This is a genomic window from Domibacillus sp. F004 (assembly GCF_057814295.1).
The window spans coordinates 821,868-843,513 of record NZ_JBVATB010000001.1; the positions used below are offsets into that span (position 1 = coordinate 821,868).

A 21,646-nucleotide genomic window follows, 5' to 3' on the forward strand; every position below is an offset into this window, starting at 1 on the left:
ACTTATTAAACAGAAAGTATTTAAAAAGGGGTGAATTCATAGTGTCTAATTTTAAGCATCTATTTACAAGTGTAATGATTGGCAATACTCAATTAAAAAACAGAATTTTAATTACTGCCCATTAAACTAATCATGTAGTTGAGGGTATTCTTATATCGGATCTGGCAGCCTACCGTAATAGATTTTTAAGTTAAATAGCTTCAGTACTTCCTACCTTGAGGCATCGCTAATTTACAAGAAGGCTCATTAGAACAGGAATGTATCAGTCAGTCTACTATATTTTAATATGACTATGAGGGGGTGGTGAATAAAGAGGTCTATTAGTATTAAGGTTAATAGAATGCCATTTGTTCCCGGTTAAGGTTCTTCAGAATCTGCTCAACAAAAAAAGAATTATGTTAATAATGATTTTGTAAGGAAAAAAGAATAGATTATGGGTGGCTATCTTAATAAAAATCAAAATATAAACAGTGGAAAAATGAGGAGGAACTATTTATGGAACTTACGATCTCTCAAGCTACACTACAGGCTAAATCCTATATTAACGGTCAATGGGTTGAAGGGGAAGGCGAAGTTATTGAGCGATACAGCCCAATTGACGGTGAACTTTTAGGACAGATAAGAGCTTGCTCCAGCGAGCAGGTCGATGTGGCCATTCAAAGTGCAAAAGAGGCACAGAAATCATGGGCGGAAGTTCCATTGATGGAGCGAGTGGAATTACTTAAACGCGCTGAAGAAATCGGAAAAAAATACAGCGAAGAAATGGCGAGCTACATTTCTCGGGAAATGGGCAAAATCATTAGGGAAGCCCGAGAAGAGGTCGATGTGATGGGCCTTCCAAACTTTGAGCATGCTGCTCAAGAAATCCAACGGTTCCGCGGCCATACTCTGCCTAGCACATTTGAGAGAACGAATAATAAAAAGATCCTTGTCACTCATGTTCCTGTTGGGGTGGTAGGTATCATTACTCCGTGGAATTTCCCAATCTCCATTGCGAATGAATCTATTCCTTATGCTTTGGCACTTGGAAATACTGTTGTGTTTAAACCATCTGAAATCACTCCATTTAGCCCTACTTTGCTTGTTAAACTATTTGAAGAAGCGGGCTTTCCTCCTGGCGTAATTAATTTGGTACATGGAAAAGGAGAAGTGGGAAGTCAAGTAGTAGAGCATCAAGATATAGGTGCTATCTGTTTTACAGGCAGTACGGTAGTCGGTAAAAGAATCACAGAAACAGCTGGATTAAAGAAAATGCTGTTGGAGTTGGGTGGAAACGGACCTTTAACTGTTATGGAGGATGCAAATATAGAAGAAGCGGTGGAAGCTGCCGTTGCCGGATGTTTTTATAATAGCGGACAAGTATGTACCGCTTCGGAACGTATTTTGGTTCACGACAGTATTCATGATCAATTTGTCGATCAATTGGTCGAAAGAACGAGACAGCTTCGCCTGGGCAATCCATTGGATGAGGAGACAGATATGGGTCCACTTTCAGATCAGCCGGTTGTGGATAAAACGAATTTTCACATTCAAGATGCTGTAGAAAAGGGTGCGAAAATCATTTACGGTGGAACTCACGATGGTCTTTATTATGAACCGACTATCCTTACGAATGTCACTCAAGCAATGGAGATTGCTAAGGAAGAAACTTTTGGTCCTGTTGCGCCAATTATCAAATTCCATACACGAGAAGAAGCGATAGATATTGCTAACGATACTCAGTATGGTCTAACTACAAGTGTCTATACATCTAGCTTAGAAGATGCATGGTATATGGCGGATCGTCTTCAGCATGGCACAGTGCATATTAACGAACATACCAATTATTGGGATTTCTTGGCGCCGTTTGGTGGGGTAAAGAATAGTGGAAAAGGCAGAGAAATGAGTACTTGGATATTAGAAAGTCTATCCGAAGTCAAGCAAATCACATTTGATCCATCAAAGACAAAGCGGAAATAACCTATTCCATTTTGTCTTTGACGAACATTACCTCTAATAGATTTATCCGTAGTTTAATAAAAAAGTTATAGCATTCTAATAATTAATTAAAAGGGCGCAGAAACAATAGAATTCGAAAAATAGTAGTAGTTAGATTTGAAAAGCAGCCAGATGCCTGGCTGCTTTTCACGTTTGGATTCATATAAGGAAAAAATACATTCCCAGTAAACGTATGTTTCGTTACTATCTAAATATATAGAAAAAAGTAAAAAACGAAAAAGGCTTTTGGAAAAGTGAAAAAAGAATCCGAACATCTATACTTTATTGACAATTTAAAGATTGCTCTCATTATGCTCGTTATTGTCCATCATGCAGGGCAGACGTATGACCAGGTGGATGGTGGGTGGTATTTTCAAGAAAAAGAATGGATCCCGTGGCTGGGCCAATTCTTCGCCGTAAATGCTGCTTTTTTTATGAGCTTATTTTTCTTTATGTCTGCTTATTTTCTCCCTGCTTTCTTAGCGAAAAAAGGGACGCGCAGATTTTTAAAAGAACGATTTATAAGAATTGGCATACCTTTACTGCTTGGTTTTTTCGTGATGATTTCTATTCTGATGTACACTTATTATCTCAACTTTAGAGGATATGAGTCTATTTCCTTTTTTCCTTATTATGTTCAAATCTTTTTTGGTTTTGGGGGAAAGCCAGAAAATTGGACGGGACCTTCGTGGCCGGATATGTAGTTTGGACATTTATGGTTTTTAGAACATCTCCTTGTGTACGCCCTTATTTTCACAGTCTGGGTAAAGGTTTTTTCCAAACATGAAAAAAATAAAATACAAAGCACGATTAAAGCGAATCAGCTTATTTTCTTTTTAATTATGGTGACCCTGATCACCTTTCTTGTGAGGATATGGTTCCCAATTGACCATTGGACAGGTTTTCTAGGCATTATCGAAACGGAATTTGCTCATGTTCCTCAGTATGTAAGCTTTTTTTGTTTAGGGCTTATAGCTTATCAGCGAAAATGGTTTTTAACAGCAAAACGACAACAGGAATGATGTGGCTGGCAACGGTAATAATGATATCCTTTCTTCTTTACTTTGGAGGGGACGCTGTTTATCCTTACCTGGCTAAAGGAGGATTCAATACGGGATCGTTGGCCCGGTCTTTTATTGAAACCTTGCTGTGCATTTCCCTGGTCATCGGACTGGTCACTTTATTCGGAGAAAAAGGGAAAGGATCCAATCGTACGGTTTGAGGTGCACAAAGACAACGGAGAAATTAATATCCTTGATCAATACAGCGGCAATGCCCAATTTGGCAAGGGGGAAAATTTGATCGAGTTAACAACAAATAACGGAAAAATCGAAGTAACAAAATAATCCGTTAGTTTAGCTATTTCATAAAAAGCAGGCAGGAAGTCTGATATGATCCCCTTCTAGTAGACAGATAAAAGAAACATCTTTATCGTCTACCTATAGGAGGGGATTTTTCTATGGACACACTTTACAAGCGGTATGAACTGGAATTTAAAAGATAAGCGGTAGAAATGTATTTAAAAGAAGGACTCGGTTATCACAGTGTGGCTCGCGAGCTAAATGTTCATCATTCTCGTGTATATCTTTGGGTAAAACGCTTTAAAGAAGAAGGAATGAAAGGCCTTGAAGAAAAACGTGGGAAAGCCAAAGGACCTGGTAAAGGCAGACCTAAAATATCTGCAGAATCACTGGAAGAAAAAATCAAACGCCTAGAAGCAGAAAATGAATTCTTAAAAAAGCTCTTAGAAAAGCAAAGGGGGGATTGGACGCTATCCCTACAGGGTCCCTACAGGGGACTGTTTTGAATTGATTCAAGAGATGTCGCAGCGCTACCTCGTTGGTTTGTTATGCACAATCGCCCGCGTATCTCGCAGCGGATATTACAAATGGGTAAACAGACAAAAAATAGTGACGGATCAACAGCGCAAAGATGACGCACTCAAAAAGAAAATAGATGAAGGTTATCGAAAGCATCACGGTATTTACGGCTATCGCAGAATGACCGTCTGGCTCAATAGAACGTACGGGATTCATGTAAATAAAAAACGGGTCCGGCGTTTAGCGCGTACAATGGGCATCCAGGCTGTTATCCGTAAAAAGCGTCCGTATTACGGCAAGAAAGAGGCCTATATCGTTTCGAAAAATCAGTTGAATCGAGCGTTCCATGCGTCCAAACCCAATCAAAAATGGGTCACGGATATTACATACCTAATCTTCAACGGCCAGAGGCTCTATCTATCAGCGATTATCGATCTTTATAATAACGAAGTTGTCGCTTATCAGATGAGTGTCCGCAACGATTTAAAGCTGGTCATAGATACGGTGAAAAAAGCACGAAAAAAACGGAATGTGAACGGTACCCTTCTCCATAGTGATCAAGGATTCCAATATATATCCCGCCAATATCATAATCTACTCAAAAAATACAAGATCCAAGCCAGTATGTCCAGAAAAGCAAACTGCTGGGATAATGCCTGTATGGAAAGTTTCTTCAGCCACTTTAAAACAGAAAGTTTTTCACTTTATTCATTCCGGTCTTCAAAAGAAGTACAGAACTGCGTTAAGCAATATATGCGATTCTACAATCACCAGCGCTTCCAAAAAAAATTAGGCAACCGGAGCCCGTATGAATATCGGACTCAAACTGCCTAAAGTATCTCTTTTTATTTTCTGTCTACTTGACAGGGATCACTGCAAATGGAGCCTGCAACCCATTCAGACACACTGCCTCGCTACATCATTCCGGGAAGAGCGAGCGGGAAGGCCATCCAAATGTCTGAAGGATTGCAGAACATGGCCGTTACGTTTTGCAATGAGCGCAATATCAAACAACGGGATCTTTTTGAAGTGGCATTAATTGAATTCTTTAAGAAATATGGATACGACTATGAAGTAGCTAATCTAATGGAATCCTACTAAGCAGCTGATTCATTTTGATCGGCTGCTTTTCCCTTTCCCCTTTTTCCCTAAACATATCCCCTAGCGGTGGGGACAGACAAACTCAGTTGTACCATGACTTTGAGGGTAATCCCCCTCTTCCCCTATCAAAACAAAAAGCAAATGTAAAAAACCGATGGGGTTGTATCGAGTTGTTAGGAGTCAGGGGGTTATGCTTCTTTCGGGATCATTATTTATCCGTCTACCTTCAGAGAATGGTTAATGACAGCAGGCAGAAATATCATGAGTAATGTTTTAAGATCACTTCTGCAGCTTTAAGGCGAATTTCAGCACTTGGATCTTTAAGCAGATCTTTTAATACGTGAATAGCACTATCAAGTAGCTCTTCACTATTAGACTCATCGCGGCTTCCATCTTGTGTGCTTTCTTCAGAAAGAATAAGATGTTCGATAGCTTTTCGATGCTTTGTTATGTTCGCAATAGTTCCTGGATAACGCAATGAACCACGTAGGGTTTCAGGTAATTCGTTACGAAGCAAAGGCTTTTTATCAAAAAACCATTCTACTTTCCTTTGATGAGGGTAGGATCCTTTGTTGGGTTTGTCTACATCTGGAGCATGATAATAATTTGAAGTAATTTCCCCAATATAAACATCCTTTTTATTGTCGTCTGGTACTACGATATAATCGCCAATCTGTAGTTCTTTAACAAAGATGTTTACATTTCCAATTCCTTCAGCCCATTTTTCCTGTTCTAAAAAATCTCTTAATTCATTGTAACTTCGATCTTTAAAGGATTTTCCAGTTGGATAACCAATTGCTATAAAGCCGTCTTCTAAAAATTGCTTTAGCCGATTTATTCCATGAGGCATTGGGCGTAGCAACCAGGTATTTTTTTTAATAATCACGTTCCTCATCCTTTCACATGTGGTGTTGTGTGTTTACATGTGATTATAAGCGTGTTATATTTAAAATGCAAGTTCATTAAGAGGAGGAATTTTCATGTTATACACAATCGAAGGTAAAAGAGTAACTGAAGTGCCGCATTATAGAAGCTATATCTCTTATGTGAAGCAAATGAACAAGCGTGAACTGGACCAAATCGTTGCCTGCTTAATGAATGTTGTTGAAAAAGAAGAGATTGTTAATTCAAGTTATATTCCTCCTAAGCATTGGAAAGGTAGCGTATTTCAACCAATATTTGATTTGATAAAAGATAAACAACTATCTGCTTATTTCTATGGACAAATCTTGTGGAAAGTTATGATGGATGATGACCAAAAGTGGATGTTTCAAAAAGCCGATAATACTCTGGGTACAATTTATTTTTTAGTAGAAGATCAAGATAGATTGGCTTGAACCTCTTTAGGATTATCAACTGACGTAACATAGAGAGGGTTCAAATTATGTTGACCGATGAATTTTTGAGTAGAGGCCCAAGAATTCAATGATTACCTTTCTGTTACTTACTAAAGACAACTCGTCTAATATCCAATTAATAAAATGCAAATGCACTTCCGCTGAAAGAAAGTTGTACAATAATCTTGCTTTCTACAGCGAGAGTGTTTTGTTTTCTATTTATGTTCCTACCTGATTTTCCGCCAGGGAAATTATAGGATTTTAGGGGCTGCTTGTGGCTCATGGACCGCTCTGTTTTTTCTTTTTAGAGATGGCCAGAAAAAGGGGAGCCGCCAATTGTCAGTAAGATGTTGTTCTATGGAGTTTGTCATGATTGATTCTGGATTGACTTTATATTGAGGATAAAGCTTTCTCTTTTTTTATATTAAGAAGTATAGGCGACGCATGTGTTTGTAGACCTCCGCTTATTCTTCTGCTGAAAAAAGGGGAAATAGAAACCCAACTAGCTCGCTGCCAGTTAGTAATAGTAGAAACTCGAAATTTTCGTATTACTTTTCCAGATTCTTATCATTTTATCTGGTCAAAAATGTGATTAGTTGCTCTTCCATTCAATTTACAACGGAGTGGACATGGATTCCGGCCAGAAGGTAGTTGGACAACCCCCTTACCTTTCACATCTGGGACAAACCTTTGTCTTGCGTTTATTTTTTTTTCTTTTTGAGGGTGGGAAACTATGGGATTGAAGGGATTCCTTGTGCCCCATGGTTTGAGTAGAGTTTTTCCGTTGGGGGTGTTGTGGGGGATTGGGGACGGGACACTTTCCAGCAACACCTATTTCTATGGGTTTCGTCATGATTGAGTATTTATTGATTTCGTATTGATGTGAAAACTTTCTCGTTATTTTGTATTGAGCAACTAGGGAAAGACAGATGAGCGCTCCACAAACCCTTGAGTTGATTGGGTTTGTCGGCATGAAAAAATAGGGAAAATCAAAGTTGCTTTTTACCTGTTACCCGAACAGATGTTGATGTGTTGAAAGGGCAAAATGAGACGGGCAAGGTGTTTAGGATTAATCGTACTGAACCGTATCATAAGTAAATGAGGTTTTTACAAAGGGTTTGTTATAAAAGGAATTATAGAGTGATTATCTAAAGCAATTAAGTAAGTACAATTTTTCTGGATAAAAAGTCCAATTTCCAAAGAGCATGTAAAGGAAATTGGGCTCCTCTTTAGTGGGGCAATTGGATTCTTACATGCATAAGTAAACTATATTTTATTCGTGAATTCGTGAGAGAGCTTCTCAAAAGTGGAATAGCGACACAACAATTGGCCCTAAAAAGGTACCGATGATTGCACATAATGCCATTGCAACCGAACTCATTGAAAAAGTGAGTTCACTGTATTCGGCAGCTTTAGAAGTTCCCATGGAATGTGAGGCACTACCAAGAGCGATACCTCTACCAATAGGGCTATGCACTCGCATAAATTTAAAGATAGTAGGAGCTGCTATTGCACCAAGTATCCCTGCAATCACAACACTAAAAATTGCTATAGAGGCATTTCCTCCTAATCCTTTAGCTACTTCCATCGCAACAGGAGTAGTAAGAGATTTAGGAATAATGGAAAGAATTAACGTATGATTTATCCCGAGTATCTTAGCCAGGAGGCCGACACTAACCATTCCTGAAATAGTAGCGATTAAAACTCCTCCTACTATTGTGAATAAATAATCCATTAAAAAATGACGTTGTTTATACAAAGGATAAGCAAGCGCTACAACCGCTGGTCCTAAAAGGGAATTAATCCATTGCCCGCCAATCATATAATTTTTATACGGAATATTAAGTATTACAAGGATAATGATGATTAGGACCGTCGTTGTTAAAATGGGTAGTAAATAAGAATAGGAATACCTCTTATACAATTCGGCCATTGCAAAATAAACAACAACGGTTAATAAAATCATGAAGAATGCGAGAAGGACTTGCTGCATTCTTTATCATCCTTTCTTTTTTGTGCTTTTTTCTCAAAAAATTGACTTGCTGTTCCTGTAATTGCAATTGAAATGATGGTACTTAATAGTATGGCTACAACGAGCAATGCACCATGAATAGAAAGTAACGAAGGATAGTTCATGATACCAACTGTTGTTGGAATAAATAATAACATTAATATACTTAGCAAAAAAATTGCTCCATTTTCAATCCACTTTACTGGAACTATTTTTAAACATAGACAAATAAAAAGTAATAAGAGTGCTATGATACTACCCGGAATGACCAGGTGGAAAAAGTTTTGAATAAAAGTTCCAATGAAGGAAAAGATATACAAAATCCAAATTTGTAAAACAATGGTGAGAATTTTCATGTTGTGTTGTCCCTCTTTTTGGAAACAACTTCCCTTCTTTCTTATAAAATGAATATTATCGTACATCGAATAGAGGTGTAGTTTATGGATGATTCTTTTCACTTCTCAAGATTTGCTATTATTGTGCGATGTGAGTGATCAAGATGGTTCAAAACAGCATCCGTTGTTTGGCGTAAATTCCTTGCTTTTAGCCCCTCAATAATTAATTTATGTTCGGAATAAACCTCATCTAAGCTTATTCCGGCCTTTAATGCAACGAGTCCATACCAATTAACATGGTCGGTGAGGTTTTGGATTAATTGATACAGCCGATGGTTTTTACTTAACTCTGCAAGGAACAAGTGAAAGGATGAATCAGAATACATAAATTGTATAGGGTCTTCCTTGATGTCAAATTGTTGTTTATTTACCTTCTCAATTTTATCGATTGTTTCGTCATCAAGAAGAGGAATTAGTAGTTCGATGGCCAAAACTTCATTAGCCTTTCGCAGTTGAAAAACTTCATCCACATCGTGTCTATTAATGGTTTGGACCACAATTCCTTTTCTTGGTACAGACTGAATCCACCCTTCTAATTCTAGCTGTTGCAAAGCTAATTTTAATGGGGTACGACTAATTCCAAGGCTTTCACTAAGTGAACGTTCATATAACATGGATCCAGGTTCGACTGTGTGTTGAATAATTCCTTTCTTAATTTCTTTATAGGCATGATCTTTAAATAATTGGGGTTGTTCGGCCTTTGAGAAACTCATCAATTTTCATCCTTTATCATAATAGTAGTTAGATCTTAAGAGATTATCAGTATTGTTAATAATCTACGAAAAGAGGAAAAAAAACATTTGGTATCTGGTATACCAGATACCAATGGAAATAGCATATCACTGATTTCGTCTTTTTACAACCTTTGATAAAGGTTAGAAGGTCTCGGGGTGGGGGTACTTCTTCATAAAAAAAATATGGACAAATTGAGCTTAGTGAAATCGATAAAGTAGCGGTATTACTCTTAGAAAATTAATAAACATTTGGCAATAACCTCATTTAGATACATCACGGTGAACCGTATCATAGTTCTTGACACTTCTTTCAACTGGTGAATTACTTTCATTAAAGGCTGTTTTTTTAATGAAGTAAATCTTTTTGTTTTTGGGTTCAATTTTTTGTTTGGCAACCAAATGGAAATATTTATTTTATGTAAATAAGCCGAAAATATATAATGGTGAACAAAACCTTGTATATTTTCGGCTTGATGCTAAAGTACCAGTTTATCATTCACATCTGTACTTGAACTTAGGCTCTGTCTGAATATAAAAAGCATTTCTTACTTGTGCACTCCAATTCGCAAAGGCTGATCTCCATTCAGGAGTGTTAAAGAATTGATCAACAGTTTGAGTTTCAGAATGCCAAACTATAAATAGGTTGAGTGGGGCAATTCCTCCTGCCCAAATTCCATTATTTGCGTCAGTATCTTCTTCTCTTACTAATAATAAGGGTAGACCAAATTGAAAAGCCATTGAAGGTTCTACTTGTGAATAAACTGATCCTTCCCAGAACGGAGTGGATGGTGGAAGGGGTCCCGCATTGACGTCAACTGTTTGAATTTTAAAACGACGAAGGTTTACTGCCAACATTCCATAGCTTGATGAAACTAACCGACGAATATCAGTTAAAATGGATTCGGGATAACTTTCGCTTAAAGGTAATGTACGTGGAAAAAGCAAAGCTTTCTCAATCTCTAAAATTAGACGGTTTAGAAACCGTTGTTGGTTGTCATTTAAATGAGTTGTCGTACTTAAAAATATAGGAATACGATAAGCACGGTCAATACACTTTTGGTGTGCCGATTCTATTTTTGCATTATCTTTACGTAAAGAGCTATGCTCATTATTACTCTCTTTCTCTTTATCCTTGCGTGAAGAGCTATATTCATTATTACTCTCTTTCTCTTTATTCTTGCGTGAAGAGCTATACTTACTATTACTCACTTTCTCACCTCCTTTTTTTATTAGTATATGAAAAAGGAATAAGTGAGCTTGGACATAACAGCTAGATTCCATAATATAGGGGCTTTATAAATCAAAAATGAATAATTTTGTCTAAATTTGAATAATTTTATAAAAATTTATTTAATTTAACTGAAGCAGGAAATAAATAATTTATCATTAGCTGTCCAAAATAAGCTTTTTGAATGAAGTCAATGTTGAGGAAAAGATATAATCCACAACAAGATTGTGGGAAATGTTATATAGATATGAATACTTTGTGTTCAAAATTAACCATGTTATTATGTTTTGTTCGGTGAACCGTATCATAAGTAAATGAGGTTTATCCTTCATTATAGGAAGCTGAAGAATAAAATCTGAAACTTTGCACAATTAATAAGCTCACTATTACCATATTTTTCAGTGGAGGGAACCTTTATTACCCGATTCAATCTCTATGGCAAACAAAGACAATAGAAATATTAATTATTTTTATAATTTCTAGTTGCTTTTTCTTTTATAATAGAAGTGCTACATATATTAGATGCAACATGAATGACTAAATTTGAAAGCGGGATACATAATGTTAAACTCAAAATACTTAGATTTATTAGCGCAAAAATATGATAGTGAAGAAAAGGTGGCCACTGAAATTATTAATCTTGAAGCCATTCTTGATCTGCCAAAGGGAACGGAACATTTTGTGAGTGATTTGCATGGAGAGTACCAAGCTTTTCAGCATGTGCTGCGAAATGGTTCAGGAAATGTAAAAGTGAAAATCAGAGACCTTTTTAAAGATGAATTATATGAAAAAGAATTAAATGAATTTGCAACATTGGTTTATTATCCTGAAGAAAAATTACAATTAATTAAAAGTCATTTTGGCAATGAAAAAGAATTACACCAATGGTACATAGAGATCGTGGAGCGTATGATGAAGCTTATTTCATATGCTTCCTCCAAGTATACACGCTCGAAATTACGGAAAGCCTTGCCTAAACAGTTTGTTTATATTGTAGAAGAGTTATTATATAAAACAGATGAATTCAAAAACAAGAAAGATTATTATACAAAAATGGTCCAGCAAATTATTACACTTGGCCAAGCTGATAAGCTGATTATTGGCCTTGCCTATACCACTCAAAGATTGGTTGTGGACCATCTTCATGTCGTTGGGGATATTTATGACCGCGGACCTGATCCTCATAAAATTATGGATACTCTCATTAATTATCATTCCGTTGATATTCAGTGGGGAAATCATGATGTCCTATGGTTAGGTGCTTTTGCCGGTTCAAAGGTTTGTCTTGCTAATATTATTCGTATCTGTGCCCGCTACAATAACTTAGATATTATTGAAGATGTTTATGGAATCAATCTAAGGCCGCTTCTGAACCTCGCGGAAAAGTACTATGACGACAATCCAGCTTTTCGGCCAAAGAGACAGTCAGATGAAAACTTATCTGAGCAGGAACACTTGCAAATTACCAAAATTCATCAAGCCATTTCTATCATTCAGTTCAAGCTTGAAAGTCTGATCATCAAAAGACGCCCGTGCTTTGATATGTCGGAGAGACTTTTGCTTGAAAAAATTGATTATGACAAAAACGAAGTAACGATTCAGGGGAAAACGTATCCGCTGGAAAATACGTGTTTTGCCACGATTAATCCAGAGCAGCCTGATCAATTGTTAGAGGAAGAAAAACAAGTGATGGATAAACTGTTATTTTCTGTTCAGCATTCAGAAAAACTAGCCAGACATATGAATTTTCTGATGAAAAAAGGCAGTCTTTATTTGAAATACAATGGGAACTTATTAATACATGGCTGCATTCCTTTAGATGAAAAAGGAAATATGGAAAAAATGGTGATTGAAAATAAAAATTATGCAGGCCGTGATTTGCTTGATATTTTCGAACATTATCTGCGGTATGCCTTTGCACGTCCTGAAGAAACGGATGACATTGCGATCGATATGGTCTGGTATTTATGGACAGGAGAATATTCATCACTCTTTGGGAAAAGAGAAATGACAACCTTTGAGAGATACTTTATTAAGGATAAGGAAACCCATAGAGAGAGAAAGAATCCATACTACTCTTTACGTGAAGATGAGGAAATTTGCCGTAAAATCCTAACCGAATTTGATCTTAATCCTGATCAGGGCCGTATTATCAATGGCCATACACCCGTTAAAGAAATTGATGGAGAAAATCCGATTAAGGCAAATGGGAAGATGATCGTCATCGATGGCGGTTTTTCCAAAGCATATCAATCCACAACGGGTATAGCTGGATACACGTTACTATACAATTCCTACGGGATGCAGCTAGTCGCCCATAAACATTTTAATTCAAAAGAAGAGGTTTTATGTAACGGAACGGATGTTTTATCAGTAAAAAGATTGGTAGATGAAGAACTAGAGAGAAAAAGAGTGAGAGAAACGAATATTGGTGAGGAATTATTACAGAAAATCTCCATTTTGAATAATCTGAGGGAATATCGTTATATGAAGTGATATCAGTTTTGACACCTTCATTGAGTTTGAAAGAAGAGCAGTAGCTAGGCGGTATGAATCTGGTATTTTACCAAAATTTGTATCGTCTTTAACAGCTACCTAATTGTCTGGAGTTTTGAGGTTCGTTATATTCATGACAGATACCTTGTCACCCTTTGCCGGTTTCATTGTATTATTGTTTGGCATGTACATATGTACTTCATTGTGTCGTATGCAGTGGAGGTCATGAAATATATACCTTATATGAAGTAAAAATGAATATCAGTGACAAATAGGGATAACGCATTTTGACAAGACTTCATTCAAAATGCGTTATTTTAAATTCTATAAAGAGTGTTCGTGGAAGGATTTAAAATCGAATCCGAGACGCTTTAAACGATAGGGACAGGCTTCATGATCCATTACAAGATTTATGAATGAACTTTAGTTGGCTCTCTACAAATAGTAGGGACCAACTTTTTTATTTTTAGGATTAGCTCAAGGGATTTTTTGGTAAAAGTGAAAATACACTACGGATTTGTATTCATAACGTTAAAGCTTAGTGTTTCGTTTTTTTACGACAGCGAAAAGTGGGGAACAGTATAGGGAAGTAAATGAGTCGATTATAAGAGAGGAGATCCGAAGAGTGAAACCAATCAAGGACCATTTAACAGAAAATCTTGATATTCTTTTTGTCGGTTTTAATCCCAGTGTTCGCTCTGGGGAAACGGGGCATCATTTTGCTAATCCGAATAACCGTTTTTGGAAAATTCTTTTTGAAGCGGGATTAACCCCGAGAAAGTTTATGGCAATCGAGGACAGCCAGTTAATAGACTTAGGGTATGGCTTAACAAATATTGTCGCGAGGCCAACAAAAACGGCTGACGAAATTACAAAAGAAGAATATCAAGAGGGAAGGGTTCTATTACAAAAAAAGATAGAACGTTATCGTCCTAAAATTGTTTGTTTTGTCGGCAAAGGGGTTTATCAGGAATATAGTGGCAGGAAACAGGTTTTATGGGGTCCCCAACCTGCCTCTGTCGTTCCGGGCACGTTGGACTTCGTGGCACCTTCTTCCAGTGGTCTCGTAAGGATGAAAATGGAGGAAATAATCGGCATTTACAAGCAGCTTTTGCCGCTTGGTTCCTCTCTGGCAAAAAAAGAGGGCCAAACAGAATAGCTGGCTTCTTCAAGGTGCTTCCTTAAATGTTGTTCAAGCTCCCGGTTGAAGTTCACATAAATGACCGTATTTTCATAGCCTTTATTTATAGCTAAGAAAGTTATTGTGAAGTTGGACAACGTCCGTCCTTTTTATAAACTAGGCTTGGGCAGGGTGATTTTTTTATTTGGTTTGGGGAGACGAGGGAAAGGTTCCTGTCTGTTATGGGGAGTGAGCAACAATATTCCATTTGAGCAACAGAATCTCTATGCGTTTTGTATATGGCTCTGTATCGATTTCGTATTTATTAGGAAACTTTCTCGTTATTTTGTATTGAGCAACTTGGGAAATGCCAATGACCGCTTCGCAAACTCTTGAGCCGATTGGGTTTGTGAGTTTGAAAATATAGGAAAAAGCGAGGTTGTTTTTTACCTGTTACCCGAATAAATGTTGACGTGTTGAATAGGCAACATCGAATTGATGAGACGGTAAGTACAGGACTAGTAATGGCGCCTAAGTGAGGTTGCTCCCAGACCGGAGTTAAAAGCTATCTTCCCAAAATAAAAGAATCCTCTTAAATTGGGGAGCAAACACGCTGCCAAGAGTAAAAACTCCCTTTATATGTATAAAAGAAAAACGAATCCATACAAAGAGATACAGCGGGAGTTTGTCTTTATGATTGTTCAAGGCATTATATAAAATCCAACTTTACTGGAAAAACGGAGTATGACTCTCCGAGATTATGGGGAAAATAAAAATAAGTTAGGAAAGGGAGGTAAGTTAGTAAATGGAAGTGAGTATGAGCATTGAAGAAGTAATGAATCAAATTTCTGAACTAAAGCAAAGAGACGGAGAGCAACTTCGGAAGAAACAAATAAAAAAGTCATATCCAGAGCTAATGAAAAATGCATTATATCATTTTCCAAATTGGGAAGCTGCCATAGAAACTACAGGTGAGCATAGCAGTGGTTCTTAATTATTAAACCTACATAAGCTTGTAGTGACAAGTTTATAAACATGAGATTCCTTCAGACCGGTAACGAAATTTTTGTGAATTTTGTAGGTATGGACTTTGTATTGATTTTGTATTTAGGCGGAAAATCTGTCGTTATTTTGTAGCGAGCAACTATGGAAAACCGAAAAGTCTATGTGGCGAGTTGTTGAGCCACATGGGCTTTTATTGTGGAGAAAATTCAGATTTCACAGGTTGTTTTATGCCTATTACCCGAACAGATGTTGATATATTGAATGAGTAACCGGACTATATTGTAGACATAAATCCATAGCTTTTCCTATATTTATGAAGTGAGGTGATGTGAATGTACGATTGCTACTATGAAAAGAGAGAGCTTCAAAAGATAGTAAATACCTTTTGTGTTTGTGAGTTTGGAAATAGAGGAAAAAGCTAGGTTGCTTTTTACCTGTTAACCGAATAAATGTTGACGTGTCGAAAGGGCAACATGGGAGCGGGGAAGGGAAACGCTAAGATTCGTAATGGCGCCTATATTTAGCTGTTCTATTTGTAGAAGTTTATCATCAGGATTAATTCTGGTGGCAAAAATAAATTGGGAACAACGAATTTATCCATGTTCTTCTAAAGGGGTTGGCATTAGTTCTACAAATAATAGTTAGTGGTCTGAACGTTATTTGGGTGCAAATTTGATAAAGCCCATGCTATTTCGCTAAAAACTAGGCAAGTCTAAGCGCGGCGTTACTTACGTAATGTCGCTTTTAATTTGACTTTGATATGGATTTTAATGAAATTTTATCTGTAGATATTTATATTTTACGAATGATTAACTCGCTGGAATAAAGAAGATGACGCTGCCGTATACATAAAATTAAAAAGGAGGTACATGTTTGCTGCTTAACAAGATGGTTGAGTTCACAAATAATCCGAACTTTTTATTTACTACGGTAGGGCTGTTTCTTGAAAGCATCATGTTTTTATTTGTGTTATTTTCATTAATATGGGTAATGAAAGAGGCAAAGTCCGCTAAAAAACTATACGTATCAGGGATAAGCATTCATCTAGTATCTATGTTTTGGATTTTTTTTGGTCCTTCTTCACATGTTTCAAACGCGATCGGTCTATCCATGTTTTTTTTCGGAACAATCATTATGGCGATCGCCTTAACAGAAGAATTTATTACAGATGGAGTAAGAGCCCATGTGGATCAATCAAAAGAAACTGCCAGTTGATTTTAAAGTTTAAAAGAAGCATAGCACTATTATTTACATTGCAGATAGTTCCGTTTTCTTCTATAAAAATCAAATACAAGTTTCTGGCAATGACAGCCGCACTCGCTGCAGGCATGCTTATTTCTTTATTTATTTCAATGTACTCACCTCTTTTGATTAAAACAAATTGTCGACGTGAATCGATGCAAATAACGCAGATAAAACCGAGAAAGCCAAGTCCAATTAGGAACACCATGAAAAAAACATAGCGTGGACCTTTTGCCTCCGATGTCCGTAAAAAACGATACTGAATGACAAGCATCCATATCTGAAAAACGGTAATATAGCTGAAGAATCGGATAGTAATGGCGTTCTCCGGTACATATTGAGCGGCAGCACCAAGTGAAAAAGGAGACGAGTCGCGCGGAATCGAGAAAAAGGCGTTCCATACAATTAGAAGTGCATATTCAACTAAAACGAATTATCGTATTTTTATGAAATGTTATTAGTAAAGTCACCTTATATTCCAGATGTAGTGAAATACGAATTTGTCAAAACCATTGGATAAAAAGCTTCAAGGTACGTTTCAATCTCACGAAAAACAGGGTTTGGAAGAGTTTTTTAAATTGGTTAGTAATAGTCAACATCTATACTAAATCTTGTTTTGGCGCACAGTTTACAAAGGCATTAACTTTGCGTAAACTCAATTTTCAAGCGAAAATGAAACGAATATGCGTTAAAAGGGTTCTTAACGTAAAGATGAAAAAGGGCAAGCTAATTAGCCTGTCCTTTTTTTCTTTATTTCTGGATAAATTGTTGTGTCCAGTAATTGCCGTTTGGCTCATAGCCTACGCCAATTTGAGTGAAGTTTTTGCTTAAGATGTTTGCTTTATGGCCAGACGAATTCATCCAAGCTTTCATGACTGCTGCAGGTGTCGTTTGCCCCTTAGCGATATTTTCTCCGGCTGATTTATATGTAATACCGAAGTTTTTCATCATATTAAACGGAGTACCATATGTAGGTGAATTATGACCAAAATACTTATTATTCATCATGTCTTGAGATTTAATTCGAGCGACACGAGAAAGCTCCCAGTTTTGTGTCAATGGCTTAAGTCCTGCCTTTTGACGTTCTACATTAACTAAACGGATGACTTCTGCTTCAGTATTTGTTACATTTGTGTCAACCGTTGGAATATTTAGCTTCTGACCCGGATAGATCATATTAGGGTTCATTACTGACGGATTTGCCGTGATAATCTCTAAGGTTCCCACCTTATATTTGCTGGCAATCTTCCACATTGTATCCCCAGATTGAACGGTATGTGTGGTGGCTGCCGAAGCGATAGATGGTAGTAGGGTGACGGTAAGCAGTGTTGCAGCGATAATCTTCTTCATATATCCTCCAATAGTTTTTATTTGTCTAGCTAGAATCCTTTTCTATTTAAACACAATTCTGGAAACCTACCAATAATAAATTGTTTCCACTATAAGAAGAATGATATAATTCAGTGAAAATATGGAAAAATAGACAAGTACTTGCACTAAAGATCCCTCTCAATCTATATATTCGTAAAAATGAGCATTCGGCGCAAAGTTGATAAGGCAAAATCGATTCACTGTTACATGATTGTAAAACCATTTAGTCCTTTTTCTTGTTTTATATCATGCGATGTTTCAATACTTCGTAAAAAATAAACGACATCGTCCATTGTGATGGGCGTTTCTTCCCGAGGAACAAGAGAAAGTTGTGGTTTTTTTTCTTCAGTAGATATCTCCGTCAGCGATAACTCTTCTCTTCAGATACAGCATCGGAAGTGGGACATGTTCAGCCGGAATCAGAAAGTGCGGAAGGAGGGCTCAATCATGATAACGTTGGAAAACTCCGGATTGTGGCTCGCAGTGCTGGGGGATCATTAACCATTAGCAGATTGAAGGGCGAAGAGAAATAACGAGCGGGCCTCCGGGGCGGCTCTTTTTTATTTAACTGGGAGGAAATGATAATCGAAACTAGATGGTGGACCTAGTTGTTATCTAAACATGATTTTAGCTGAAAGAGCCATTTCAAATCAGAATAAAAGTGTTATTTTTGTCGGAAATTAACGAGTAAATGGGCTCAAAATAACGGGATTTAAGTCATATGATAAATAAGTACTCCAAGAATTGTACGAAAGGGCAAAACCGTTGAAAAGCGGCGACGCAAAACTATAGGGGCTAAGGTAATAAAACTATGCCAGCCAGTTGTCGAATACGATTTCCGTACAATTTCTAATAGGAGGAACAATTTATGCCGTTATGTAGTTCGGAAGAAATCAGGACACCGTTGAAGTTAATTGGAATCAAGTTTTTTACAACACGTGATGAAGTAGATTGGCGAAATAATATTACTAAAGAAGCGGTACGTAAGAAAGCCTCTCTAGGAAGTGAGGGGTTGAAATGACTATTAAAATCAAAATTGATCCTGGGCATGGTGGGAAAGACTCGGGTGCAGTTGCTAACGGTTTGCAGGAAAAAGACGTCGTTTTGACTATTGCTAAAAAAACAGCAGCCTATTTAAACAACAAGTATTCCAATGTTCAAGCGACACTCACTCGTTCAACAGATATTTTTCACGAGTTGTCAAAACGGGCAGACATCGCTAATAAGGATGGCGCTGATTACTTTATATCTATTCACCTGAACAGCTATAATGCGGATTCACATGGTTTTGAAACATATCGACAACCGGGAAAAGGATCTGCAACAGCTGCTTTTCAGACAGCTGTACATGAAGAAATTCTATCATTTTTACAACCATTTGGTATTCAAGATCGACAGAAAAAAGAGAAAAATTTAGCTGTTTTACGTGAAACGAATATGCCGGCTGTCCTGATCGAAAATCTTTTTGTCACCAACCCGAAAGAAGCTGCTCTTTTGAAAAACGATACTTTTCTTGACGGACTGGCCAAAGCGCACGCGAAGGGGATTGCGAAAGGCGCGAAGCTGGTGAGAAAGGAATCTCCGGGCACATATCGTATTTACACAGGCACGTTTAAAGATGAAGCCAGTGCACAAAAAGCTGCCAAAGCAATCGGATACAATGCGTATGTAAAAGACCAGCGCGTATGGACTGGTGTATTCACATCACTGGAAACTGCTGAAAAAGCAAAGGTGGAAATTGCAAAGAATCATGGCTTCAATCCGCAGATTAGAAAAGAAGAGTAAATAAATATGCCCTGGTTACGCGTTTGCGGCCGGGGCTTTTATTATTTGTCTCATTTAAGTTGATTGATCAAACGCCATGAGCATTAATATGACTGGATTTTCTAAACAAAAAGGACCGGCCGCAGCCAGTCATACAAGGTGATGAAATGAAGGCGATGCTAACTTTGATGTTCTTCGAAAGTTAGATACTATGGAAGGCAGAGTTGTAGATAACGCTAATTTCTATCACATTGATCACATAGATAAGGTATCAGACGAAGAACTCTATGAGAATTTATTGAATGAGTTTCCTATGTGGTTAAAGAAGCGAAAGAGAAGCGGATTTTATGATAAGAAAGAGTTATTTACAGTTTCCCATAACAAGCTCTTATCCTTCCTTGAAGGTTGATTGGATGGAAGATAATGTGCTTAATGGCGGGGTTGCTTCGGCTGTTCCGCGTTTTTTTATATACCCTAATGAGAGGTGGAACATATTTGAGTAGAGCAAACCGTAGTGGAGGAAAGAAAGGATAATTCTTAAAACTAGCAGATATCGCAGCACTCAGTATCGTTTTAGGGCAAGCAATCGGCCATTGGGGGAATTATATGAACCAAGAAGCTTTTATGAGAGAAGTTTCTAGAGCATTTTTGGAGCAACTGTATTTACCCGATGTTATTATTAATCAGATGTACATTGGTGGACAGTACTATCATTCAATGTTTCATATGAATCGTTATGGAGTATAATCGTTTTTTGTGTATTGATGTATGTATAGAAGTAAATTTACATAAATAAACCGATTCTCTTTTTTAAATTTTGAGAATCGGTTGGTGGGTCACTTTGATATATTTGGTTAGTTAAAATCATTTATAATCTACCTTACTTTTTATTTGTTTTTTGTTAACGATTGAGCCGTTTTCCCATGCTTTCGTCATTTCTTTACCATATAATTTCATAGCTTCTGTGATCGTTGTCATAACTTTAGTCATTTGGATAATCTCCTTTCGATTTGTTGATCTGTTTTGTTATTTCCTAGAGATAAGCTTTTACTTTTTCTTTTTATCAATAATTGAGCCGTTTTCCCACGCTTTTGTTATTTCTTTGCCGTACAATTTCATAGCGTCACTAACAGTTGTAATAACTTTACTCATGTAGGTAATCCCCTTTCTATTTGGTATGTCTTCATTATCCTTCCTTTGGGCTTTTTTTACAAAGTCAATGAAAGCGTAGACATAGACAATGAAAACGACAACATTGGCAATGCAAACGCAACCAACTCTGTTTTTCTTAGTTTCTCATTAATTTTCTCATTATTCCTTTAATTTTCATTTTTCACATAATTAAATTAAAGCTGCTATGAGTAAAGGCATTCGTCAAATTAATTCGGCTGTTTTTTGGGGGTGTATAAGGGTTAGATGAAAGTAGGGCGATAATGAGGAAAAGAAAGTTATTGATGGTGTCATAACTTAAGAGCTGTGGAATGGTTTCTTCTTCAACTAACGTAAGTAGAATACCTTAATATATAATGATTTCAGGCTGGTAGTGCTTCTACTTAAATACATCTCAAAACGGAACTATTTAATAAAAGGGGAAAGGCTTATTTAACTTCCCTTAAGCCCTTTCCTTCAAAGAATCTCTTGAATACCCTCTTCACAAACTCCGTATGACCGTCAGGAACAAGATGTACACACAATTTGAATGTCGGAAGGCACGATATACTTTCGGATGGGCGACTCAATGCCCTTCCAATTCAGAATTTGTCCGATTTTAAACCCTAATTTCACTAAAATAGCGGCATCTTTATCATAAATATGGTCGCCATGGCAGTGGTATTCACCTGAGTTTGGGCACTTTTCACACAACTGATTATGTGAAACATCGTAGACGAGCAGAGTAAAATACCGATGAGTTGGGCAAAGAGGTGACATTCCAATTGCTTCTGTTTTATCTTCTTACACTTATCAAATTGGAAGAATGACTCCCAGGTTTAAAAAAAGACTTCGATTTGCCAGGGCGGAGAATAAAAGTGACCCCGTCCTGATTT

The 21,646-nt window shown here is 37.1% G+C and carries 21 protein-coding genes, 2 pseudogenes and 1 riboswitch; of the genes and pseudogenes, 14 read left to right on the forward strand and 9 right to left on the reverse strand.

Going from position 1 to position 21,646, the window contains the following annotated elements:
- Window positions 1-495: 495 nt before the first annotated feature.
- From ACZYRN_RS04365 to ACZYRN_RS04385, 5 genes are all read left to right on the forward strand, one after another.
- The gene (locus ACZYRN_RS04365; RefSeq protein ID WP_488910260.1) at window positions 496-1,959 is read left to right on the forward strand and encodes an aldehyde dehydrogenase family protein; all 1,464 of its coding nucleotides are present in this window, start codon (window positions 496-498) and stop codon (window positions 1,957-1,959) included.
- 272 nt (window positions 1,960-2,231) lie between these two features.
- Window positions 2,232-2,681, forward strand: coding sequence for an acyltransferase family protein (locus ACZYRN_RS04370; protein ID WP_488910261.1), 450 nt, complete (start codon window positions 2,232-2,234; stop codon window positions 2,679-2,681).
- An 809-nt stretch (window positions 2,682-3,490) separates the two neighbouring features.
- Window positions 3,491-3,784, forward strand: a complete 294-nt coding sequence (locus tag ACZYRN_RS04375; RefSeq protein WP_488910262.1) for a transposase — start codon at window positions 3,491-3,493, stop codon at window positions 3,782-3,784.
- A 1-nt stretch (window position 3,785) separates the two neighbouring features.
- Window positions 3,786-4,631, forward strand: coding sequence for an IS3 family transposase (locus tag ACZYRN_RS04380; protein ID WP_488910263.1), 846 nt, complete (start codon window positions 3,786-3,788; stop codon window positions 4,629-4,631).
- 45 nt (window positions 4,632-4,676) lie between these two features.
- Window positions 4,677-4,898 carry a hypothetical protein gene (locus ACZYRN_RS04385; RefSeq protein ID WP_488910265.1) on the forward strand — a complete coding sequence of 74 codons (222 nt, stop codon included), beginning with the start codon at window positions 4,677-4,679 and terminating at the stop codon, window positions 4,896-4,898.
- Window positions 4,899-5,157: 259 nt separating this feature from the next.
- Here ACZYRN_RS04385 and ACZYRN_RS04390 read toward each other — a convergent pair whose 3' ends face one another.
- Window positions 5,158-5,784, reverse strand: a complete 627-nt coding sequence (locus tag ACZYRN_RS04390) for a restriction endonuclease (RefSeq protein WP_488910266.1) — start codon at window positions 5,782-5,784, stop codon at window positions 5,158-5,160.
- A gap of 94 nt (window positions 5,785-5,878) precedes the next feature.
- Here ACZYRN_RS04390 and ACZYRN_RS04395 point away from each other — a divergent pair, with 94 nt between their 5' ends.
- Window positions 5,879-6,235: a hypothetical protein gene (locus tag ACZYRN_RS04395; protein WP_488910267.1), complete on the forward strand. Its 357-nt coding sequence runs from the start codon at window positions 5,879-5,881 to the stop codon at window positions 6,233-6,235.
- A 1,300-nt stretch (window positions 6,236-7,535) separates the two neighbouring features.
- On the opposite strand, the gene ACZYRN_RS04400 is transcribed toward ACZYRN_RS04395, so the two are convergent.
- From ACZYRN_RS04400 to ACZYRN_RS04415, 4 genes are all read right to left on the reverse strand, one after another.
- Window positions 7,536-8,228, reverse strand: coding sequence for an LrgB family protein (locus tag ACZYRN_RS04400; RefSeq protein WP_488910268.1), 693 nt, complete (start codon window positions 8,226-8,228; stop codon window positions 7,536-7,538).
- Window positions 8,198-8,602 (reverse strand): CidA/LrgA family protein, encoded by a 405-nt coding sequence (locus tag ACZYRN_RS04405; RefSeq protein WP_488910269.1) that lies wholly within the window; start codon window positions 8,600-8,602, stop codon window positions 8,198-8,200. Before ACZYRN_RS04405 ends, ACZYRN_RS04400 begins: the two co-directional genes overlap by 31 nt.
- Before the next feature lie 98 nt (window positions 8,603-8,700).
- Window positions 8,701-9,354, reverse strand: a complete 654-nt coding sequence (locus ACZYRN_RS04410; protein ID WP_488910270.1) for a GntR family transcriptional regulator — start codon at window positions 9,352-9,354, stop codon at window positions 8,701-8,703.
- Window positions 9,355-9,867: 513 nt separating this feature from the next.
- Window positions 9,868-10,449, reverse strand: a complete 582-nt coding sequence (locus ACZYRN_RS04415; protein WP_488910546.1) for a hypothetical protein — start codon at window positions 10,447-10,449, stop codon at window positions 9,868-9,870.
- Window positions 10,450-11,164: 715 nt separating this feature from the next.
- Here ACZYRN_RS04415 and ACZYRN_RS04420 point away from each other — a divergent pair.
- The 4 genes from ACZYRN_RS04420 (at window position 11,165) to ACZYRN_RS04435 (ending at window position 16,439) form a co-directional block, all read left to right on the forward strand.
- The gene (locus ACZYRN_RS04420) at window positions 11,165-13,099 is read left to right on the forward strand and encodes a fructose-1,6-bisphosphatase (protein WP_488910271.1); all 1,935 of its coding nucleotides are present in this window, start codon (window positions 11,165-11,167) and stop codon (window positions 13,097-13,099) included.
- A 625-nt stretch (window positions 13,100-13,724) separates the two neighbouring features.
- Window positions 13,725-14,258 carry a mismatch-specific DNA-glycosylase gene (locus ACZYRN_RS04425; protein WP_488910273.1) on the forward strand — a complete coding sequence of 178 codons (534 nt, stop codon included), beginning with the start codon at window positions 13,725-13,727 and terminating at the stop codon, window positions 14,256-14,258.
- 766 nt (window positions 14,259-15,024) lie between these two features.
- On the forward strand, window positions 15,025-15,213 hold the full coding sequence (locus ACZYRN_RS04430) for a hypothetical protein (protein WP_018392665.1): 189 nt from the start codon (window positions 15,025-15,027) through the stop codon (window positions 15,211-15,213).
- 884 nt (window positions 15,214-16,097) lie between these two features.
- Window positions 16,098-16,439 carry a hypothetical protein gene (locus ACZYRN_RS04435; RefSeq protein ID WP_488910276.1) on the forward strand — a complete coding sequence of 114 codons (342 nt, stop codon included), beginning with the start codon at window positions 16,098-16,100 and terminating at the stop codon, window positions 16,437-16,439.
- Between the two features lie 777 nt (window positions 16,440-17,216).
- Here the strand turns inward: ACZYRN_RS04435 and safA are convergent.
- Window positions 17,217-17,816 (reverse strand): SafA/ExsA family spore coat assembly protein, encoded by a 600-nt coding sequence (gene safA / locus ACZYRN_RS04440; RefSeq protein ID WP_488910278.1) that lies wholly within the window; start codon window positions 17,814-17,816, stop codon window positions 17,217-17,219.
- A 766-nt stretch (window positions 17,817-18,582) separates the two neighbouring features.
- A riboswitch (cyclic di-GMP riboswitch) is annotated at window positions 18,583-18,667 on the forward strand.
- A gap of 38 nt (window positions 18,668-18,705) precedes the next feature.
- Between safA and ACZYRN_RS04445 the strand changes: the two genes are divergently transcribed.
- From ACZYRN_RS04445 to ACZYRN_RS04460, 4 genes and pseudogenes are all read left to right on the forward strand, one after another.
- Window positions 18,706-18,858: a hypothetical protein gene (locus ACZYRN_RS04445; protein ID WP_488910280.1), complete on the forward strand. Its 153-nt coding sequence runs from the start codon at window positions 18,706-18,708 to the stop codon at window positions 18,856-18,858.
- A complete protein-coding gene (locus ACZYRN_RS04450) occupies window positions 18,855-19,622 on the forward strand; it encodes an N-acetylmuramoyl-L-alanine amidase (protein WP_488910281.1) in 768 nt (255 codons plus the stop codon). The genes ACZYRN_RS04445 and ACZYRN_RS04450 overlap by 4 nt, the downstream gene beginning before the upstream one ends.
- Window positions 19,623-19,812: 190 nt before the next feature.
- Window positions 19,813-20,010, forward strand: coding sequence for a VWA domain-containing protein (locus ACZYRN_RS04455; protein WP_488910283.1), 198 nt, complete (start codon window positions 19,813-19,815; stop codon window positions 20,008-20,010).
- Between the two features lie 125 nt (window positions 20,011-20,135).
- Window positions 20,136-20,374, forward strand: a pseudogene (locus ACZYRN_RS04460) (prolipoprotein diacylglyceryl transferase family protein); the annotation flags it as partial.
- 91 nt (window positions 20,375-20,465) lie between these two features.
- Here ACZYRN_RS04460 and ACZYRN_RS04465 read toward each other — a convergent pair.
- From ACZYRN_RS04465 to ACZYRN_RS04475, 3 genes and pseudogenes are all read right to left on the reverse strand, one after another.
- Window positions 20,466-20,591 carry a hypothetical protein gene (locus tag ACZYRN_RS04465; protein WP_488910285.1) on the reverse strand — a complete coding sequence of 42 codons (126 nt, stop codon included), beginning with the start codon at window positions 20,589-20,591 and terminating at the stop codon, window positions 20,466-20,468.
- A 681-nt stretch (window positions 20,592-21,272) separates the two neighbouring features.
- A complete protein-coding gene (locus ACZYRN_RS04470) occupies window positions 21,273-21,530 on the reverse strand; it encodes a DUF1284 domain-containing protein (protein ID WP_488910287.1) in 258 nt (85 codons plus the stop codon).
- Window positions 21,476-21,625 (reverse strand): annotated as a pseudogene (locus ACZYRN_RS04475) (IS4 family transposase); the annotation flags it as partial. The pseudogene ACZYRN_RS04475 and the gene ACZYRN_RS04470, both read right to left, overlap by 55 nt.
- Between the last annotated feature and the right edge of the window lie 21 nt (window positions 21,626-21,646).

What these genes read in the sequence shown, in the direction of transcription:
- ACZYRN_RS04470 (WP_488910287.1), bottom strand. Translation starts at nt 21,530, where the DNA reads ATGTCACCTCTTTGCCCAACTCATCGGTATTTTACTCTGCTCGTCTAC.
- ACZYRN_RS04375 (WP_488910262.1), top strand. Translation starts at nt 3,491, where the DNA reads ATGTATTTAAAAGAAGGACTCGGTTATCACAGTGTGGCTCGCGAGCTA.
- ACZYRN_RS04450 (WP_488910281.1), top strand. Translation starts at nt 18,855, where the DNA reads ATGACTATTAAAATCAAAATTGATCCTGGGCATGGTGGGAAAGACTCG.
- ACZYRN_RS04395 (WP_488910267.1), top strand. Translation starts at nt 5,879, where the DNA reads ATGTTATACACAATCGAAGGTAAAAGAGTAACTGAAGTGCCGCATTAT.
- ACZYRN_RS04445 (WP_488910280.1), top strand. Translation starts at nt 18,706, where the DNA reads ATGCCGTTATGTAGTTCGGAAGAAATCAGGACACCGTTGAAGTTAATT.
- ACZYRN_RS04410 (WP_488910270.1), bottom strand. Translation starts at nt 9,354, where the DNA reads ATGAGTTTCTCAAAGGCCGAACAACCCCAATTATTTAAAGATCATGCC.
- safA (WP_488910278.1), bottom strand. Translation starts at nt 17,816, where the DNA reads ATGAAGAAGATTATCGCTGCAACACTGCTTACCGTCACCCTACTACCA.
- ACZYRN_RS04420 (WP_488910271.1), top strand. Translation starts at nt 11,165, where the DNA reads ATGTTAAACTCAAAATACTTAGATTTATTAGCGCAAAAATATGATAGT.
- ACZYRN_RS04365 (WP_488910260.1), top strand. Translation starts at nt 496, where the DNA reads ATGGAACTTACGATCTCTCAAGCTACACTACAGGCTAAATCCTATATT.
- ACZYRN_RS04455 (WP_488910283.1), top strand. Translation starts at nt 19,813, where the DNA reads ATGGAAGGCAGAGTTGTAGATAACGCTAATTTCTATCACATTGATCAC.
- ACZYRN_RS04430 (WP_018392665.1), top strand. Translation starts at nt 15,025, where the DNA reads ATGGAAGTGAGTATGAGCATTGAAGAAGTAATGAATCAAATTTCTGAA.
- ACZYRN_RS04400 (WP_488910268.1), bottom strand. Translation starts at nt 8,228, where the DNA reads ATGCAGCAAGTCCTTCTCGCATTCTTCATGATTTTATTAACCGTTGTT.
- ACZYRN_RS04405 (WP_488910269.1), bottom strand. Translation starts at nt 8,602, where the DNA reads ATGAAAATTCTCACCATTGTTTTACAAATTTGGATTTTGTATATCTTT.
- ACZYRN_RS04385 (WP_488910265.1), top strand. Translation starts at nt 4,677, where the DNA reads ATGGAGCCTGCAACCCATTCAGACACACTGCCTCGCTACATCATTCCG.
- ACZYRN_RS04465 (WP_488910285.1), bottom strand. Translation starts at nt 20,591, where the DNA reads ATGACTAAAGTTATGACAACGATCACAGAAGCTATGAAATTATATGGT.